Source organism: Arthrobacter sp. YD2 (genome assembly GCF_030410475.1).
GTDB classification, from domain to species: Bacteria; Actinomycetota; Actinomycetes; order Actinomycetales; family Micrococcaceae; genus Arthrobacter_B; species Arthrobacter_B zhangbolii.
In genome coordinates this window covers 67968-85804 of record NZ_JAUHHB010000003.1, presented here as the reverse complement: position 1 = coordinate 85804, position 17837 = coordinate 67968, and the positions used below count along the sequence as shown (strand labels likewise).

The window sequence follows — 17837 nt, the reverse complement described above, 5'->3', positions numbered from 1 at the left end:
AAATCAGTTCCACGGCAGATCATCGGGCACTGCCGCCAGGCCCGGGGCGGCCGGAACGGCTTCCGCATCACGGTACAGGTCCGTGGAGACAGTGCCCAGCCGCGAGATGGCCCAGCCACGCAGCGCGCCCTCGGACAACGCCACCAGGTCAGCGTAGACGGAGGGCAGACGCTCTTCCAGCAGCGGCAGGGAACCTGCGGGATCCTGCAGGAAATCCCCGTCCAGGCGATAGGCTGCCACCGGCGCGACCACGGGCAGGCAGACATCGGCCAGGAAGGGTACCGCAGCCGTCCCGCCCGCTTCATGGGCCTGGGCCAGCCGGCGCCATTCCGCGCCGTATTCACCCGCCTGCGGGTCCTGTGCCAGCGCCACCTCATAGGCGTAGGCGGTGCCCAGTTCCGCGTCGATGACCGCGTTCAGTGCTGCCGCGGCGTCGACCTTCTCCGGTGCTACCGCAACGGTGCCGGACCCGGCCTGGTCCGGACAGTCCTTCCCGGAACTGTCGGATCCGTTCAACGCCTTCGAAGCAGCAGTCCCTGCGCCGGCCGGGGCGGCGGACGTCCCGGTGAGGCCGGCATCCGGGCCTGCCTCGGGGACATCGAGGGCGTATAGGTCCGCCGTCCGCTCAGCCAGGACCTGCTGGGCTGCCCCGGTGGAGGCAAGCAGGCGTGCGGTGCCGGCATCGGCCCGCCAGGCCGAATGCAGGCTGGTCCGGGCCGACGCTGCGAGCTGACGTAGATAGCGTTCGGCGGCCTGTGTTTCCGCGTCCGGAGAATCCACTGCCTGGCGTCCCGCCGCCGGTTCGGAGGCGGCCCCGGAGGGAAATAGGGGTTCCTCGGTACTGGACCGGTGCCCGCTGCCCGTATCCCTGCCCGGACCGGCCAGCAGAGCGGCCTGTTCCTGCAGTACGTTCATCTGCCCTTCCAGCTCTGCAGCGGTGCGGCCGGACGCGCCCTCCGCCAGCACCCGGGCTTCAGCGGCCAGGCTGCGGGCCGAGGCGCGGGCCTCGGTGAGCGCGGTCTCCGAGAAGGTGCGGGGAGCATCCCGCGCGCCCGGGGTCCCGGCCACCATGCCGAAGCTGAGGATCACGGCCGTCAATGCGATAAACAACACAGCGCGGCCCAGGACGGCACCCGCCCGGGACCGGGTACGGGTGTGCCCCGGCTGGTTCACGGGGCGTTCGGCAGGCTTTTTCACAACACCTGATGATGTCACGAAGCCGCTCCGGTCTGCATCGATGCCTAACCGGTCGCGGAAAGTCGGTAGTCTAGGTATTACAACAACATCTAGTGGGAGGCAGCTATGGCGGTTCGGCCCAACCCCAAAAAAGACACGTCATCGGATTATCGGAAGAATGCGATGCGTGCGGAAGTAGCCGCAGAGACGCAGCGGCTCAAGACTTACCTGGCTCCCACGGTTCAGATGCAGGGCCTTTTCCTCGAAGACATCGAAATCAAGATGGCCGGTGCCCACCGCACGGTCCATGTTGTGGTGGATCTTCCGGAGGACCAGTCAGGCGGCGTGAGCCTGGACGCGATTTCCGTAGCGGCGCAGGCCGTTTCAGACGCGATGGACAATGACCCCCACGACGACGGCCGGCCCTACAGCCTTGAGGTTTCGTCCCCCGGGGTCTCCCGGCCCCTGACCGAGCCGCGGCACTGGCGCCGGAATGTCGGACGCATGGTCTCGGTCTCCGCAAGCCGCGGGGACGACATGATGGGCCGCATAGTTTCCGTCGATGACGACGGCGTGACGTTGATACCGGAAATCCCGGTCAAGAAAGGGATGAAGGCCAAGCAGGGGGACCCGGTCCACCTGCCGTTTGCCAACATCCGCAAGGGGCGCGTTGAAGTTGAATTCGCCCACCTTGAAGACGACCCGGCAGGCGAGGACGCCCCGGATGAAACCACAGCTGAGGAGGCCTAGATGGATATAGATATGAGTGCACTGAGGCTGCTGGAACGCGAACGGGAGATCCCCCTGGATCTGCTCATTCCGACCATTGAGCAGGCTCTGCTGGTTGCCTACCACAAGACCACCGGCGCGCAGGACACTGCACGCGCGGAACTGGATCGCAAGACCGGCCACGTGACCATTTGGGCCACGGAGGTCGACGACGACGGTGCTGCCGTGGGGGAGTTTGACGACACCCCGGCCGGGTTTGGCCGCATTGCCGCCAGCACCGCCCGCCAGATCATCCTGCAGCGCCTGCGCGATGTAGAGGATGACAACATCCTCGGCGAGTTCAAGGGCCGCGAAGGGGAGCTGGTCTCAGGCCAGATCCAGCAGGGCAACAACCCGCACATGATCCAGGTCAACCTCGGATCGGTGGAGGCGCTCCTGCCGCCGCCGGAGCAGGTGCCGGGGGAGAAGTACACCCACGGTTCCCGCCTGCGTGCCTTTGTCGTGGATGTGCGCCGCGGCTTCAAGGGCCCGTCCATCACGCTCTCCCGCTCCCACCCGGGACTGGTACGCAAGCTGTTTGAACTGGAAGTTCCGGAGATCGCAGACGGCAGCGTGGAAATTGTGGCCCTGGCCCGTGAAGCCGGACACCGCACGAAGATTGCCGTCAAGGCAAACGTCCCCGGCATCAACGCCAAGGGTGCGTGCATCGGTGAGATGGGTTCGCGTGTGCGTGCCGTTATGAACGAGCTGCACGACGAGAAGATCGACATTGTCGACTTCAGCGAGGATCCGGCGACGTTTATTGCCAACTCGCTCTCGCCGTCGCGCGTTAACTCGGTGACCATCACGGACGAGGACATGCGTGCGGCGCGTGTGGTGGTCCCCGACTACCAGCTGTCTCTGGCCATCGGCAAGGAAGGCCAGAACGCACGTTTGGCCGCCAAGCTGACCGGATGGCGGATCGACATCGTTTCCGACGCCAAGGCCTCCTAGGCCGGCAGTGCCGGAAGCCGATGCGGCGCCGGGCAGGAAAGGCGCTAGAATGTATAAGGCCGGATCACTTTCCGCCGCTCAGGCACCGGCAGCCGCTTCGGCCGCTGCCCCGGAAACCGAGCAGCGCCGGCGCCCGCATGTTCCGCAGCGAACATGCATCGGGTGCAGGAAAAAAAGTGATCAGGCTGTTCTGCTGCGGCTGGCGCGTGTCAGCATGGAAGGCGTTTACGCCGTCCGTGTCGATGAACGTCGCCGCGTGTCTGGCAGGGGTGCCTGGTTGCATCCCGACCCAGCATGCCTGCGACTGGCAGTGAAACGATCGGCATTTCCCCGGGCCTTCAAGGGCCCGGCGGGAATAACGGACGTTGAACGGTGGTTCAAGGCCCTTGAGAACGTTCCGACCGGGAACGGCCTCGAAACCGTCCAACCTGAAAGCGGGTCAGAAATCTGATGGAAACCCGATGAGTACCCAGCGATGAGTGCTTTGTTGTGCTCTGTGATGGGCCCCGCTGTAACTGCAGTGGAAGCCCGCAGCAAATAGACGGTTCGTACCTGGCTCGGTGCGGACCGAGACAGGAGAAATGTGGCCAAGGTCCGCGTACACGAGCTTGCTAAAGAGCTCGGCATTACCTCAAAGGATGCAGTTGCAAAACTGCAGGAACTGGGCGAATTCGTCCGTTCCGCTTCCTCCACCATTGAGGCCCCGGTAGTAAAGAAACTTCGAGGCGCCTTCCCGGCGTCTGACAACAAGGCCGCCGCATCACCGGCGACCGATTCCAAGCCTGCCGCCGGCGATTCCACGCCGCGTCCGGCAGCATCTTCATCTCCCAAGCCCGGCAAGCCGGCTCCGGCAGCACCCGCTCCCGCAGCACCGGCCGCCGAGCAGGCAGCCGCTCCGGCAGCCCCTGCACCCGCAGCTCCGGCTCCGGCAGCACCCGCTCCCGCAGCGCCTGCCGCTGAAACGGCTGCACCGGCCGCACCCGCACCGGCTACGGAAACCCCTGCACCGGCAGCCGAGGCTGAGAAGCCCGCCTCGCAGGCACCCCGTCCCGGAAGCACACCGCGTCCCGGCGCCGGCGGTCCCCGTCCGGGCAACAACCCGTTTGCCACCTCCCAGGGCATGCCCCGGCCACGCGGCCGGGGTGAAGGCGAACGTGGAACCGGCGCACCGCGTCCGGGCAACAACCCGTTTGCCACCTCCCAGGGCATGCCGCGTCCGGGTGGACGCCGTGACGAGACCGAACGCCCGGGTACGCCCGGTGCCGCAGGCCCGCGTCCCGCTGCCGGTGCAGGTGGACCCCGTCCCGGTGCGCCGCGTCCGGGTGCACCGCGTCCCGGTGCACCCCGTCCGGGTGCACCGCGCCCGGGTGGCGCACCCCGTCCGGCCGGTGCCGGCGGAAACCGGCCTACGCCGGGCATGATGCCCAACCGCACCGAGCGTCCGGCAGCCCCGGGCCGCCCGGGTGCCGGTGGCGGACCCCGCCGCGGACCGGGCGGAGCCCCGGGTACCGGTGGCGGCGCACCCGTTGGCGGCGGCTTCGGTAAGGGCGGCCGCGGACGCGGCGGCACTGCCGGTGCTTTCGGCAAGGGCGGCGCAGGCCGTGGCAAGCAGCGCAAGTCGAAGCGGGCAAAGCGGCAGGAACTGGAGCAGATGTCAGCTCCGTCGCTGGGTGGCGTTTCGGTACCCCGCGGCGACGGCAACACTGTTGTCCGTCTGCGCCGCGGTGCGTCCATCACGGACTTCGCCGACAAGATTGAGGCAAACCCGGCTGCACTGGTGACCGTGCTCTTCCACCTCGGTGAAATGGCAACGGCCACCCAGTCCCTGGACGAGGAGACCTTCGGTGTCCTCGGCGAGGAGCTGGGCTACAAGATCCAGGTTGTTTCCCCCGAAGACGAAGAGCGCGAACTGCTGAGCAGCTTCGACATTGACTTCGAGGCCGAGCTGGAAGCCGAAGGCGACGACGAGCTTGAAGCACGTCCTCCGGTAGTCACCGTTATGGGTCACGTTGACCACGGTAAGACCCGCCTGCTGGACGCCATCCGCAACTCCAACGTTGTTGAGGGCGAACACGGCGGCATTACCCAGCACATCGGCGCCTACCAGATCGACTTCGATCATGAGGGCACCGAACGCGCCATCACCTTCATCGACACCCCGGGCCACGAGGCGTTCACCGCCATGCGTGCCCGTGGTGCCAAGGTCACCGACATTGCGGTCCTGGTTGTCGCAGCCGACGACGGCGTTATGCCGCAGACGGTGGAAGCACTGAACCACGCACAGGCAGCCAACGTGCCGATTGTGGTGGCAGTGAACAAGATCGATAAGGAAGGCGCCAACCCGGAGAAGGTCCGCGGCCAGCTGACCGAATACGGCCTGGTTCCCGAAGAATACGGTGGCGACACCATGTTCGTTGAGGTCTCTGCCCGCCAGAACCTGAACATCGATGCCCTGCTCGAGGCCGTTCTGCTGACCGCAGATGCTGCCCTGGACATGCGCGCCAACCCGGATAAGGATGCCCGCGGCATCGCGATCGAAGCGAACCTGGATAAGGGACGCGGCGCGGTGGCAACCGTGCTGGTCCAGTCCGGCACGCTGAAGGTCGGCGACACGATCGTGGCAGGCACGGCCCACGGCCGCGTCCGTGCCATGTTCGACGAGAACGGCGACAACGTCACCGAGGCAGGGCCTTCACGCCCGGTCCAGGTGCTCGGCCTGTCCAACGTTCCCCGTGCAGGCGACACCTTCTTCGTGACGGACGACGAGCGTACCGCCCGCCAGATCGCTGAAAAGCGTGAGGCAGCGGACCGCAACGCCGCCCTGGCCAAGCGCCGCAAGCGCATCAGCCTTGAAGACTTCGACAAGGCAGTGGCCGAGGGCAAGGTTGACACCCTCAACCTCATCCTCAAGGGTGACGTCTCCGGTGCCGTTGAAGCCCTGGAAGACTCGCTGCTCAAGATCGACGTCGGCGAAGGCGTGCAGCTGCGCGTCATCCACCGCGGCGTTGGTGCCATCACGCAGAACGACGTCAACCTGGCGACCGTGGACAACGCGATCATCATCGGCTTCAACGTCAAGCCGGCTGAGCGTGTTGCCGACCTGGCCGAGCGCGAAGGCGTGGACATGCGCTTCTACTCGGTCATCTACGCAGCCATCGATGACATTGAGCTCGCCCTCAAGGGCATGCTCAAGCCCGAGTACGAGGAAGTCCAGCTCGGCACCGCCGAGGTCCGCGAAGTATTCCGTTCCTCCAAGTTCGGAAACATCGCCGGCTCGATCGTCCGCTCCGGTGTCATCCGCCGCAACGCCAAGGCGCGGGTTACCCGCGACGGCAAGCTCATCGGTGAGAACCTCACCGTGGACTCGCTCAAGCGCTTCAAGGATGACGCCACCGAGGTCCGGACGGACTTCGAATGTGGTATCGGTCTTGGCTCGTTCAACGACCTGCGCGAAGGTGACATCATCGAAACCTTCGAAATGCGCGAAAAGCCGCGCGTCTAACAACCGTGGCCGGGGCCGCCGGGAAACCGGCGGCCCCGTACCGGCCGGTTGTCCGGCCGTGGTGCGGCCCACCGCAAACGCACACAACGCCCGGCCTTCGCCGGCGCCGTTGTGCGCCCGATTGTTCTCAGGTAAGGAGAGGTAATGGCAGATCCAGCACGCGCTGCGAAACTCGCTGACCGAATCAAGGTAGTAGTTGCCCAGGCGCTCGAACGGCGGGTCAAGGATCCCCGGCTGGGCTTCGTCACCATCACCGATGCCCGGGTCACCAATGATCTGCAGCATGCCACGTTGTACTACACCGTTTTTGGCGATGAAGCACAGCAGGCTGACACGAAGGCCGCCCTGGAATCGGCGCGCGGAATCCTGCGTGCGGAGGTGGGCAAGAACATCACTGTCCGGCTGACGCCTACGCTCGAATTCGTGGCTGACGAGATTCCGGTCAACGCCGGGCACCTCGAGGAGCTCATCCGTGCGGCGAAGGAACGCGACGCCGAACTGGCGGCGCTGAAGGAAGGCGCCACGTACGCAGGCGACGCCGATCCGTACCGCAAGGATGAGGAAGACTTCGACGAGGATCTCGAGTCCGACGCTTCGGTGGACACCGAGTCAAAGTAGTTCCTGATGTCCCCGGCCCGCCCAGGCGCCGGGCCCAAAAGGGGTAGGAAACCGCTGACGGTTTCCTACCCCTTTTGGCGTTAAGCCGCTGAGCGTTTCCCCGCCGGCTGCGGCAGTGCCGGGCGCCCGGGGAGCCGGCCGAGCCCTTCGAGCAGTTCGGCCCGGTCCCCGCACAGTGCAATCCGGATCCAGCCTTCACCGATTGAGCCGAAGGCCGTCCCCGGTGCCACCGCCACTCCCTGCCGGTCCAGGAAACGCAGTGTCCAGTCCCGTACGTTTCCACCGGATACATGGGATACATCAGCCCAGAGGTAAAAAGCCCCCTCGGCCTGCAGATAATTGATTCCCTTTTCATCCAGCACCGTGCAGGCTGCGTCCCGGTTGGCGCGGTAGTGCGCGGACGCCTCCTCTACATAGTCCTGCGGGCCGGTAAGGGCAGCCAGCGCCGCGTACTGGGACGGCGAGGCGACGCAGGAGACGATGGATTCCATAACGGTGTTCAGGACCGGCTCCATTCCGGCCGGAAGCACCAGGGCACCGATGCGCAGGCCGGTCAGACCGTACGTCTTGGACAGCGTCAGGGAAGTGATCACGCGTTCCCCGTCCACGCCGTCGAAAGCCAGCGGACTCACGTGCGGCACGTCGAAGGTGAATGCCTCGTAGCATTCGTCGGAAATGATCCACAGATCGTGCCGCCGGGCCAGATCAACCAGGTCCCGCGTCAGGTCGGCACTGAACACGGCGCCCAGGGGGTTGGAGGGGGAGTTGAGCAGGAGCACCCTCGTGCGCGGCGTCAAAAGCGCTTCAATGTCCTCGATGCGGGGCTGGAACCCGTGTTCGGGGTAGAGCGGATATTCCACGGGGACCGCGTGCAGCAGTGCGGCGGTCATGGCGAAGGTGGGATACCCCGGGTTGGGGACCAGGATCTCGTCCCCGGCGTCCAGCAGCACGCTCATGGCCAGATGCAGTCCCTGCTGGGCCCCGGAGGTGATGAAGACCCTGCCCGGGTCAACCTCCCGGCCAATGCCGGCACCTGTACGCTGCGCGAACGCCTGCCGCAGCGGCGCAATGCCGGCGTTGGGGGTGTATCCCGTTTCGTCGCGGTCCAGCGTGGCCCGCGCGGCATCCAGAATATGGCCCGGGGTAGGAAACCCCGGCTCGCCGATACTCAGCACAATGGAGTCCGGCCGGGCCCACGCCGCCTGGGTGATCTCCCGGATCTGGTTCGCCGGGACGCTTCGGACGTGAGGTGCAAGCTGTGCCATAGTCGAATGCTATCGCCGCTGCCCGAAAGCGTGCGTGCCCCGGAGGCAGTGCGTCGCAACATATACTGAAAGGCGTGAATTCAGGGCAGGTCCGTTCAGGACTGATTATTGTGGACAAGCCGCAGGGATGGACGAGCCACGATGTGGTCGGACGCCTGCGGAGGCTCGCCGGTACGCGGAAGGTCGGACACGCCGGCACCCTGGACCCGATGGCCACCGGAGTGCTGGTGGTCGGGATCAACAAGGCCACGCGCCTGCTGACCTATATAGTCGGCACCACCAAGACCTACGAGGCCACTATCCGGCTGGGTCAGTCCACGGTGACCGATGATGCCGAGGGGGACATCACTGCCGAAACCATTGCCGCAGCGGTGACCGATGAGGACATTCGGGCTGCCGTGCAGAACCTGACCGGCGACATTGAGCAGGTGCCCAGCAGCGTCAGCGCCATCAAAGTCAACGGTGAACGCTCCTACGCCAAGGTACGTGCCGGCGGCGAGGTTAACCTGCCGGCCAGGCCGGTCACCGTCTCGAGGTTCGAAATCCATGACATCCGCCGGGAGAACGGCGGCAAGCTGCGCGACGTCGATGTGACCGTGGAATGCTCCTCCGGCACCTACATCCGGGCCCTGGCCCGGGACCTGGGCGCGGAGCTGGGCGTCGGCGGGCACCTGACGGCACTGCGGCGCACCCGGGTGGGCCCGTTCGGCATCGAAGCGGCCTCCACGCTGGAGCAGCTGGCCGAAGAGCTGCGGATCACGGACCTCGACGACGCCGCCGCGGACCTGTTCCCGGTCCGGCACCTCAGCGCCGCGGAGGCGGATGACCTCTCCCACGGCCGCCGGATCAGTGCCACCGGAAGCGGCGTGCCGGCACCGGTTGCCGCCATGGACCCGCAGGGCCACGTGGTGGGCCTGCTGGAAGACAAGGGTGACCATGCCAAGGCCCTGCTGGTGTTCGCCCCCGGAAACGAGAAAGCATAGATGGCCGTGGATCCGCTTTTTATTATTGGTTTCCTGGTCTGCCTGGTGTCGGTGGTGCTGTGCATCGGCGCGGCCATCCTGAAGCAGGGCCCGAATGACCTGACCATTCTCTCCGCGGCAGCCGTGGAACTGTTCCTGCTGGTCTATGGCGTTGTTTCGCTGGTCCGGCTTGCCGGCGGGCAGGGGATTGCCGGGGAGGCGTGGGAGTTCTGGGGCTACCTGCTGACGGCCATGGTTATTCCCGTGGGCGCAGTCTGGTGGTCACTGATGGACCGCAGCCGCTGGAGCAACATAGTGCTCTCGGCTGTGGGGGTCACCGTATTTGTCATGCTGTTCCGCATGGAGCAGATCTGGGATGGAGTAAACCTGCTATGAACCGCAACACCGGATCCCGGAAGATCACCGGACTCCCCGACGGGGAGAACCCGGAGCCCGCAGCACGCAACGCCGGGCCGGGACGCCTGCTGGTTGCCGTGTATGCGATTTTCGCGCTGGCTGCCAGTGCACGGGCCGCCTTCCAGATCGCCACCAAGTTTGACCATGCCCCGCTGGCCTACCTGCTCTCGGCCTTCGCGGCAGCGGTCTACATTGTGGCGACGGTAGGCCTGGCCCGCTCCGGTCCCACCGCCTACAAGGTGTCGGTTGTTGCCGTAGGGGTGGAAATGGCGGGCGTGCTCGCCGTCGGATTCCTGGGCCTGTTCGATCCCGCCGCGCTGCCGGACGATACCGTCTGGTCCGGGTTCGGCAGCGGGTACGGGTATGTTCCGCTGGTGCTTCCCGCAATCGGTCTCTGGTGGCTCTACCGGCACCGGAGCGACGCCCGGCACTAGGGATAAGCATGCTTACCTGATTGGTGCGGCGGCGTGAGACGATGGCAGGAACAAGCAGCAGTGCCGATTTCGTCAGGGGAAGCCATGAGCAACGCAGCGCCAACGCCCGGAGAAACGCCACGGGAAACACCCGGCCGTCAGACCCCGCAGGACGGCGGCAGGGGAGCCGCACGGCCGCAGTCCCGGGACGCGGTAGCCGCAGGCAGCCGCACGGGCTCGGAGCCGGGCGAAACCGCAAGCCAGGGGTCTGCGCCCGCCCGCCCCTCCAAGGGTGGCGGGCAAAGCCGTACACGCACCAAGGCAGCCAAGCCCTACAAAACCAGCGATGACTGGGGTGTGTTCCGGACGGTGGTCATCGGCGTCGGTGTCCTGGTGGCCGGGTTCGGTCTCTACAACCTGATTACCGGAACGGCCGGACTGCCGGACGGCAGCGGGGGAGAGGTCAACCCCACACTGGAAAGCCAGTTCCGGTTCTTCTCCGCCATGATGGTGGGTGTGGGCGCCGCATTTGTCGCCATTGCCGTGAAATTCCAGTGGGCCAACATGCTGTGGCTGGTCTGCCTGATGGTTTTCCTGGGCGGCATCGGCCGGGTACTGTCCTGGGCGTTCTCCGGCACACCGCACTTCACCTTCATTGTGCTCATGATCGTTGAACTCGCCTTCCCGCCGGCGCTGCTCGTCTGGCACCGATTCATAGCCAAGACCAGCGAACTGCGCCGCGAATACAGCGGGCAGGGAACCCCGGAAACCGGGGGCTCCGAGCCCGGAGCCGCCGGCGGTGCCCGCTGACCGGCATTGATCGGACATAATGGATAGGTCCCGGCGCGGCCAACGCCCCGGTGGCTGAACCGGCCGTTGGACCGGCACTGGAGAATTCTGAAGGAGCCTGTGTGTACTACTGGAATGACCTGGCGGAGGTACCGGCCGGCATTGGTCCGACAGTAATCACCATCGGAAACTTCGACGGCGTGCACCTGGGCCACCAGCATGTCCTGGCCCGGCTGGTGAAAGCTGCCCGCGAGCAGGACGCCGCGGCGGTAGCCATTTCCTTTGACCCGCACCCCGCCCAGGTCCACCGTCCGGACACGGCTCCGGAACTGATTATGGGCACAGTGGACCGGGTCCAGGCGCTGGCGGACACCGGCCTGGACGGACTGCTGATGATGCACTACAGCCTCGACCTGGCCGCGCTCACTGCCGAAGAATTTGTCCGCACGGTCCTGGTGGACGCCCTGCACGTCAAAACCGTGGTCATAGGCCATGACGTCCGGTTCGGCCGGGGCAACGCCGGAGACCTGGAGACCATGCGCGAACTGGGCCGGGAACTCGGCTTTGGCGTGGAGGCCGTGGATGATTTCGGCGCCCTGCCGGACGGGCCGGAGTCCGGCCGGCGCTGCTCCTCCACCTGGATCCGCGAAGCCCTCCGCGAAGGGGACGTCAGGACTGCCGCCCGCCTGCTGGGCCGCACGCACCGGATGCGCGGAGAAGTGGTGCACGGTGCAGCCCGCGGCCGGGAACTGGGTTTCCCCACAGCCAACCTTGCCACCGATGCCTCCGGGCTGATCCCGGCAGACGGGATTTACGCAGGCTGGCTGGTGGACGAGTCCGGGGCCCGCTGGCCCGCAGCTGTGTCCGTCGGATCCAACCCGACGTTTGAGGGCGTAAGCCGGCAGGTTGAAGCGCACGTTATCGACCGCCCCGCGGAGCAGGTTGAGGACTTTGATCTGTACGGCCAGCATGTAGTGGTGGAATTCGTGGAGCGGCTGCGCGGCATGGTGGCCTACACCGGACCGGAGGCCCTGGTGGAGCAGATGCGTCTGGACGTGGAACGCACCCGCAGCGTCCTTTCGACAGAAAGCGGCATGGCCGGGTAAACTGGATTCAAATTCGGCTGCGGTCCGTGGCGGCTGAATTTCTTTGTGTCTGAGGACGTGAGTCCGAGGAACACGAAGATTCCCGGCAGCGAAGTGCTGACTCGGGCCTCACGGCACAACTCTAGGAGTTACATTGGCACTCGATCCCGCCGTCAAGCAGGAGATCATCCGGGAATTCGCTCGGGCTGAAGGGGACACCGGTTCCCCCGAGGTTCAGGTTGCTGTGCTTTCACGGCGCATCCTCGACCTGACCGAGCACCTGAAGACCCACAAGCATGACCACCACACCCGCCGCGGCCTGATGGCCATGGTTGGTCGCCGTCGTCGTATGCTGACCTACCTGCGCGAGACCGACATCGCCCGCTACCGTGCGCTCATCGAGCGCCTCGGCCTGCGTCGATAGTCTTTGTGGAAGGCGGCACCTGTGCATCCGCACGGGGAGCCGCCTTTTGCGCAGGCAGGCATGGACACCGGGAAAGCCGGAAGCGCACCTGTCTGAATCGCGAACGGTCCCTGCAGTACAGCTGCGGGGACCCGCAAAGAAATACCTAAGCAGTAAGCAGTACAGCAAAACACCATAGGAGTCAGCCAGCATCGCAGCATTCGCGGTCCTCGGTAGTGGTCTCCGGGAGATATCCGCCCGTGGACCTCGATCGAAGACCGGGTGTTGAACGTACGGCCCATGCCGTGCGGAAGGAAGTTTTGAAACGATGCTGGGTGCCTCCGCCCACAGAAGAAACGGAGGTGGCTCTCATATGGAGGGTCCCGAAATTCAGTTCTCAGAAGCCGTCATTGACAACGGCAAATACGGCAAGCGCGTCATCCGGTTCGAAACCGGCCGCCTTGCCCAGCAGGCAGCCGGCGCGGCAATGGTCTACATCGACGAAGACACCGCACTGCTCTCGGCTACGTCCGCCGGCAAGTCCCCGCGTGAAGGCTTTGACTTCTTCCCGCTGACCGTGGACGTCGAGGAGCGTATGTACGCTGCCGGCCGCATCCCGGGCTCGTTCTTCCGCCGCGAAGGCCGTCCGTCCACCGAAGCCATCCTGGCCTGCCGCCTGATGGACCGCCCGCTGCGCCCCGCCTTCGTCAAGGGCCTGCGCAACGAGGTCCAGGTAGTCGTCACCGTCCTGGCGATCAACCCCGACGTGCTCTACGACGTCGTCGCGATCAACGCTTCGTCCATGTCCACCCAGCTGAGCGGCCTGCCGTTCTCCGGCCCGATCGGCGGCGTCCGCGTTGCCCTGGTCGACGGCCAGTGGGTTGCCTTCCCGAAGCACTCCGAACTGGAGCGCGCCGTCTTCTCCATGGTGGTTGCCGGCCGCATTGCCGGTGACGACGTCGCCATCATGATGGTCGAGGCCGAAGCCACCGACAACGCCTGGAACCTCATCAAGGACGAGGGCGCCACCGCCCCGACCGAAGAGATCGTTGCTGAAGGCCTGGAAGCGGCGAAGCCGTTCATCAAGGTCCTGTGCGACGCCCAGTCGGACCTGGCAGCACGCGCCGCCAAGCCCACCGTCGAGTTCCCGATCTTCCTGGACTACCAGGATGACGTGTACGAGGCCGTTGAAGCCGCAGCCGCAGCCAAGCTGGCCCAGGTCTTCTCCATTGCCGACAAGCAGGAGCGCGACGCCGCAGCCGACGTCCTCAAGGACGAAGTCAAGGCCGAGCTGGCCGAGAAGTTCGAAGGCCGCGAAGGCGAAATCTCCGCTGCCTTCCGTTCCGTCACCAAGCAGGTTGTGCGCCAGCGCATCCTCAAGGAGCAGGTACGCATCGACGGCCGCGGCCTGACGGACATCCGCCAGCTCACCGCCGAGGTTGAGGTTCTGCCCCGCGTGCACGGCTCGGCAATCTTCGAGCGCGGCGAAACCCAGATCCTGGGCGTCACCACGCTGAACATGCTGAAGATGGAACAGCAGATCGACTCGCTGTCCCCGGTGACGCGCAAGCGCTACATGCACAACTACAACTTCCCGCCGTACTCCACCGGTGAGACCGGCCGCGTGGGTTCGCCCAAGCGCCGCGAAATCGGCCACGGTGCCCTCGCCGAGCGCGCCCTGGTTCCGGTGCTGCCTTCGCGTGAAGAGTTCCCGTACGCCATCCGCCAGGTCTCCGAAGCCCTGAGCTCCAACGGCTCCACCTCCATGGGTTCGGTCTGCGCCTCGACGCTGTCCATGCTCAATGCCGGTGTCCCGCTGCGCGCTCCGGTTGCCGGTATCGCCATGGGCCTGGTCTCCGACCAGGTTGACGGCGAAACCCGTTACGCCGCCCTGACCGACATCCTCGGCGCCGAAGATGCCTTCGGCGACATGGACTTCAAGGTTGCCGGTACCTCCGAGTTCGTCACGGCCATCCAGCTGGACACCAAGCTCGACGGTATCCCCGCCTCCGTGCTGGCAGCAGCGCTGAAGCAGGCCCGCGAAGCACGCCTGCACATCCTGGATGTTATGCAGGCTGCCATTGACGCTCCGGACGAACTCTCCGAGTTCGCTCCGCGCATCATCTCGGTGAAGATCCCCGTGGACAAGATCGGCGAGGTCATTGGCCCGAAGGGCAAGATGATCAACCAGATCCAGGAGGACACCGGCGCTGACATCTCCATCGAAGATGACGGCACCGTCCTCATCGGTGCAACCGACGGCGGCTCCGCCGAGGCTGCCCGCTCGGCGATCAACGCGATCGCCAACCCGCAGGTCCCCGAGATCGGCGAGCGTTACCTCGGTACGGTAGTGAAGACCACCACGTTCGGTGCCTTCGTCTCCCTGACCCCGGGCAAGGACGGCCTCCTGCACATCTCCGAGCTGCGTAAGCTCGCCGGTGGCAAGCGCGTGGACAACGTCGACGACGTTGTCTCCGTGGGCCAGAAGGTCCAGGTGGAAATCACCAAGATTGATGACCGCGGAAAGCTTTCGCTCTCCCCGGTGGTTGCCGATGACGCCGAAGGCGCCGAGGCAGCAGAAACCGAGTCTGCAGAGTAAATGCCGGACTTTTCCGATGGAAACCGTCCCGTGACTCCTTCTTCGAAGGAGCACGGGACGGTTGTCCAGCTTCCGCTGACCACCCTGCCCTCCGACCCGACCCTGGTGGTCGGCACTCCGGGAGGCGCCGTTGTGCGCCGATCGGTGCTGCCCGGCGGTGTCCGGGTCCTGACGGAGGAAATGCCGGGCCAGCGCAGCACGGCCATCGGATTCTGGGTTGGTGTCGGCTCGCGGGATGAAGCCGCGGGCCGGCACGGCTCCACACACTTCCTTGAACACCTGCTGTTCAAGGGCACCACGCGTCGTTCGGCGATGGATATCGCCTCGGCTTTTGACGAAGTGGGCGGCGAGTCCAACGCCGCGACTGCCAAGGAAAGCACCTGCTACTACGCACGCGTGCTGGACACTGATCTGCCCATGGCCATCGACGTTATTACCGACATGGTCACCTCCGCGGTCCTGGATCCCGAAGAGCTGGAGCAGGAACGCGACGTCATTCTTGAAGAGATCGCTATGGACAATGACGATCCGGCTGATCTCTGCCACGAAAAGTTCTCCGAGGCCGTGCTGGGGGATCACCCCCTGGGACGCCCCATCGGCGGCACCCCGGAAGCGATCCGCAGCGTCTCGCGCGAGGCCGTCCTGGACCACTACCGGCGTTATTACCGGCCGGACGAGCTGGTGATCACCGCTGCGGGCGGCCTGAACCATGACCAGGTCTGCGACCTCGTCCTGCAGGCACTCCGCACGGCCGGATGGGAACTGGACCCGGCCGCCACCCCCTCGCCGCGGCGCAACACCGAACCGGCGCAGATCTCGGGCACCGCAGGTGTGCACGTGTTCAACCGGCCGGTGGAGCAGGCCAACATTGTGATGGGCTGCCCATCCCTGACCGCCACCGATGACCGCCGCTTTGCCATGAGCGTGCTGAACACCATTCTGGGCGGTGGTATGTCATCCCGCCTGTTCCAGGAGATCCGCGAAAAGCGCGGCCTGGTGTATTCCACGTACTCCTTCTCGGCGTCGTACGCGGACGCCGGCTACTTCGGCATGTATGCCGGCTGCTCGCCCGCCAAGACCCGCCAGGTCATCGACCTGCTGGGCAGCGAGCTCGAACGGCTCGCTGCCGACGGCGTGGAACCGGGCGAACTGGCCAAGGCACTGGGCCAGATTTCCGGTGGCATGGTGCTGGGCCTGGAGGACTCCGGCTCGCGGATGTCCCGGCTGGGCCGCGCCGAGCTGGTGAGCGGGGAGTTCATCGACATTGATGAGTCGCTGCGCCGGATCCAGTCCGTGACTGCTGAGCAGGTTCAGGCCCTGGCCGCCGAGCTGGCCGCTGCACCCCGGACCATCACCGTGGTGGGCCCGTTCGAGTCCGCGGCGGAACTGGGCTTCTAACTCTCCTGCAGGAGGCACACCCGGAGCCAGGCGCTCCCGGGTGTGCCTTTTTTGTGTGGTGAAGCCGCCAGCCTAGCCGCCGGCGAAGGGCGGAAGGATATCCACGACGTCGTCAGGGCCGAGCAGGCGGGACCTGTCCCTTGCCGCCACTTCGTTGACCAAAAACGTGCTGCGCCCTATGACCGTTGAGAGGACCGGCGTTCCCTCCGGTGCGTCCGGGTGCAGAGCGGCCAGCTTCTCCAGCATCTGGTCCAGCTGCAGGGGTCCTTCGTTGAGGGTTTCTTCTTCTGTGCCGGCTGCCGCTTTCGCAGCGCCGAAGTATCGGATCAGCACCTAGCCGCCTATCGCGCTCATGGTTCGTTCGGGTTGTACATAATCCGCTGCCCCCAGCCCGGCATGGTCCATGCCGTGGGCCTTGGGCTTGCCCCACATGGCTTCCTGCCAGCGGCGCAGCACGGCGTCATCATCCGCGCCGCTGCGCAGCAGCGCCAGCAGATCGGTTTCCTCGTGGGAGAAGAGGCAGCTGCGCACCTTCCCTTCGGCGGTAACCCTGGTCCGCACACAGTCGGCGCAGAAGGGCTCCGTCACGGAGGCAATGATGCCCACGGTGCCGGCGACGAGGTCCGGGGTTGCCCGCCGCCGCACTTCCCAGCGCTCGGCCGGGGCTCCGTTGCGCCGGCGAGGATCAGGGGTCAGTACAAAATCCCGCTCCAGCAGGGAACGCATTTCGGCGGCGGTGATCATCCCGTCCCGTGTCCAGCCGTGGTCTGCATCTAGGGGCATCTGCTCAATGAATCGCAGTTCGAAGCCGCGGCTGACGGCCCATTCCAGCAGGTCCGGCGCCTCGGCGTCGTTGATTCCGCGCATCAGGACGGCATTGATTTTCACCAGGCCGAGTCCGACCCGCGCCGCCTCTTCCACGCCGCGCAGGACGCGGTCCAGGAACGGGCGGCGGGTGAGCTGGGCAAACGTGTCGGGATGCAGTGAGTCGAGGGAAACATTGATCCGGGTCAGGCCCGCGTCCTTGAGCGCCTGTGCCTTCTTATCCAGCCCCAGAGCGTTGGTGGTCAGTGAGATCGGCAGGTCCGGATGGTTGGCGCGGATCCCGGCCACAATCTCCACCAGGTCGGCACGCACCAACGGTTCGCCGCCGGTCAGGCGCAGCTCGCGCACCCCCAGGCGGTCCACGCCGATACGCACCAGACGGACAATCTCATCGCGGGAGAGGACCTTGTCCCGGGCCAGCCAGTCCAGCCCTTCGGCCGGCATGCAGTACGTGCAGCGCAGGTTGCATTTATCCGTCAGGGACAGCCGCATATCAGTGGCGCGCCGCCCGTACCTGTCCAGCAGACCGTCCGCGGGGGAGAGCGCAGGCGATACGCCGTGCTCGGCGGCCGGCGGACTGTCTGGTGTACTGGTTTCTGCGGGATTGGATCCCGCAGGCAGGCGGGAAGGTCCAACGGCAGGCATTCCCAGCTGTATTCCCAT

General features: G+C 65.8%; 17 protein-coding genes. 13 read left to right on the top strand and 4 right to left on the bottom strand.

The genetic code is table 11. The features are described from left to right. Positions 1-3: 3 nt before the first annotated feature. Positions 4-1197, bottom strand: coding sequence for a DUF4439 domain-containing protein (locus tag QWJ37_RS11470; protein WP_290245340.1), 1194 nt, complete (start codon positions 1195-1197; stop codon positions 4-6). Positions 1198-1359: 162 nt separating this feature from the next. On the opposite strand from QWJ37_RS11470, the gene rimP reads away from it, so the two are divergent. The 5 genes from rimP (at position 1360) to rbfA (ending at position 7018) form a co-directional block, all read left to right on the top strand. Beyond that, positions 1360-1926 carry a ribosome maturation factor RimP gene (gene rimP / locus QWJ37_RS11465; protein ID WP_227928995.1) on the top strand — a complete coding sequence of 189 codons (567 nt, stop codon included), beginning with the start codon at positions 1360-1362 and terminating at the stop codon, positions 1924-1926. After that, positions 1927-2898, top strand: a complete 972-nt coding sequence (nusA, locus tag QWJ37_RS11460; RefSeq protein WP_290245339.1) for a transcription termination factor NusA — start codon at positions 1927-1929, stop codon at positions 2896-2898. Between the two features lie 49 nt (positions 2899-2947). Next, positions 2948-3349, top strand: a complete 402-nt coding sequence (locus QWJ37_RS11455) for a YlxR family protein (protein ID WP_227904406.1) — start codon at positions 2948-2950, stop codon at positions 3347-3349. Between the two features lie 132 nt (positions 3350-3481). Next, positions 3482-6400, top strand: coding sequence for a translation initiation factor IF-2 (gene infB / locus QWJ37_RS11450; RefSeq protein WP_290245338.1), 2919 nt, complete (start codon positions 3482-3484; stop codon positions 6398-6400). Between the two features lie 144 nt (positions 6401-6544). Then, on the top strand, positions 6545-7018 hold the full coding sequence (gene rbfA, locus QWJ37_RS11445; RefSeq protein WP_227904408.1) for a 30S ribosome-binding factor RbfA: 474 nt from the start codon (positions 6545-6547) through the stop codon (positions 7016-7018). Positions 7019-7098: 80 nt separating this feature from the next. Here the strand turns inward: rbfA and QWJ37_RS11440 are convergent, their stop codons facing one another. Then, a complete protein-coding gene (locus QWJ37_RS11440) occupies positions 7099-8283 on the bottom strand; it encodes a pyridoxal phosphate-dependent aminotransferase (protein WP_290245337.1) in 1185 nt (394 codons plus the stop codon). A 74-nt stretch (positions 8284-8357) separates the two neighbouring features. Here QWJ37_RS11440 and truB point away from each other — a divergent pair, with 74 nt between their 5' ends. The 8 genes from truB (at position 8358) to QWJ37_RS11400 (ending at position 16349) form a co-directional block, all read left to right on the top strand. After that, positions 8358-9266, top strand: a complete 909-nt coding sequence (gene truB / locus QWJ37_RS11435) for a tRNA pseudouridine(55) synthase TruB (RefSeq protein ID WP_290245336.1) — start codon at positions 8358-8360, stop codon at positions 9264-9266. Further along, complete coding sequence (locus QWJ37_RS11430; protein ID WP_290245335.1) at positions 9267-9641, top strand: hypothetical protein; 375 nt, start codon at positions 9267-9269, stop codon at positions 9639-9641. Further along, positions 9638-10096 (top strand): hypothetical protein, encoded by a 459-nt coding sequence (locus QWJ37_RS11425; protein ID WP_227904412.1) that lies wholly within the window; start codon positions 9638-9640, stop codon positions 10094-10096. Before QWJ37_RS11430 ends, QWJ37_RS11425 begins: the two co-directional genes overlap by 4 nt. A gap of 84 nt (positions 10097-10180) precedes the next feature. After that, on the top strand, positions 10181-10885 hold the full coding sequence (locus QWJ37_RS11420) for a DUF4345 domain-containing protein (protein WP_290245334.1): 705 nt from the start codon (positions 10181-10183) through the stop codon (positions 10883-10885). Positions 10886-10986: 101 nt separating this feature from the next. Beyond that, on the top strand, positions 10987-11970 hold the full coding sequence (locus tag QWJ37_RS11415) for a bifunctional riboflavin kinase/FAD synthetase (protein ID WP_227929001.1): 984 nt from the start codon (positions 10987-10989) through the stop codon (positions 11968-11970). Positions 11971-12103: 133 nt separating this feature from the next. Further along, on the top strand, positions 12104-12373 hold the full coding sequence (gene rpsO, locus QWJ37_RS11410; protein WP_227904415.1) for a 30S ribosomal protein S15: 270 nt from the start codon (positions 12104-12106) through the stop codon (positions 12371-12373). 352 nt (positions 12374-12725) lie between these two features. Continuing rightward, positions 12726-14951 (top strand): polyribonucleotide nucleotidyltransferase, encoded by a 2226-nt coding sequence (locus QWJ37_RS11405; protein ID WP_227904416.1) that lies wholly within the window; start codon positions 12726-12728, stop codon positions 14949-14951. 75 nt (positions 14952-15026) lie between these two features. Next, entirely contained in the window at positions 15027-16349 is a 1323-nt protein-coding gene (locus QWJ37_RS11400; protein WP_227904601.1) for a pitrilysin family protein, read from the top strand. 72 nt (positions 16350-16421) lie between these two features. Here QWJ37_RS11400 and QWJ37_RS11395 read toward each other — a convergent pair whose 3' ends face one another. Both QWJ37_RS11395 and moaA read right to left on the bottom strand, forming a co-directional pair. Beyond that, a complete protein-coding gene (locus QWJ37_RS11395; protein ID WP_227904417.1) occupies positions 16422-16682 on the bottom strand; it encodes a MoaD/ThiS family protein in 261 nt (86 codons plus the stop codon). Further along, positions 16683-17837 (bottom strand): GTP 3',8-cyclase MoaA, encoded by a 1155-nt coding sequence (gene moaA, locus QWJ37_RS11390; protein WP_290245332.1) that lies wholly within the window; start codon positions 17835-17837, stop codon positions 16683-16685. It abuts the gene before it with no gap.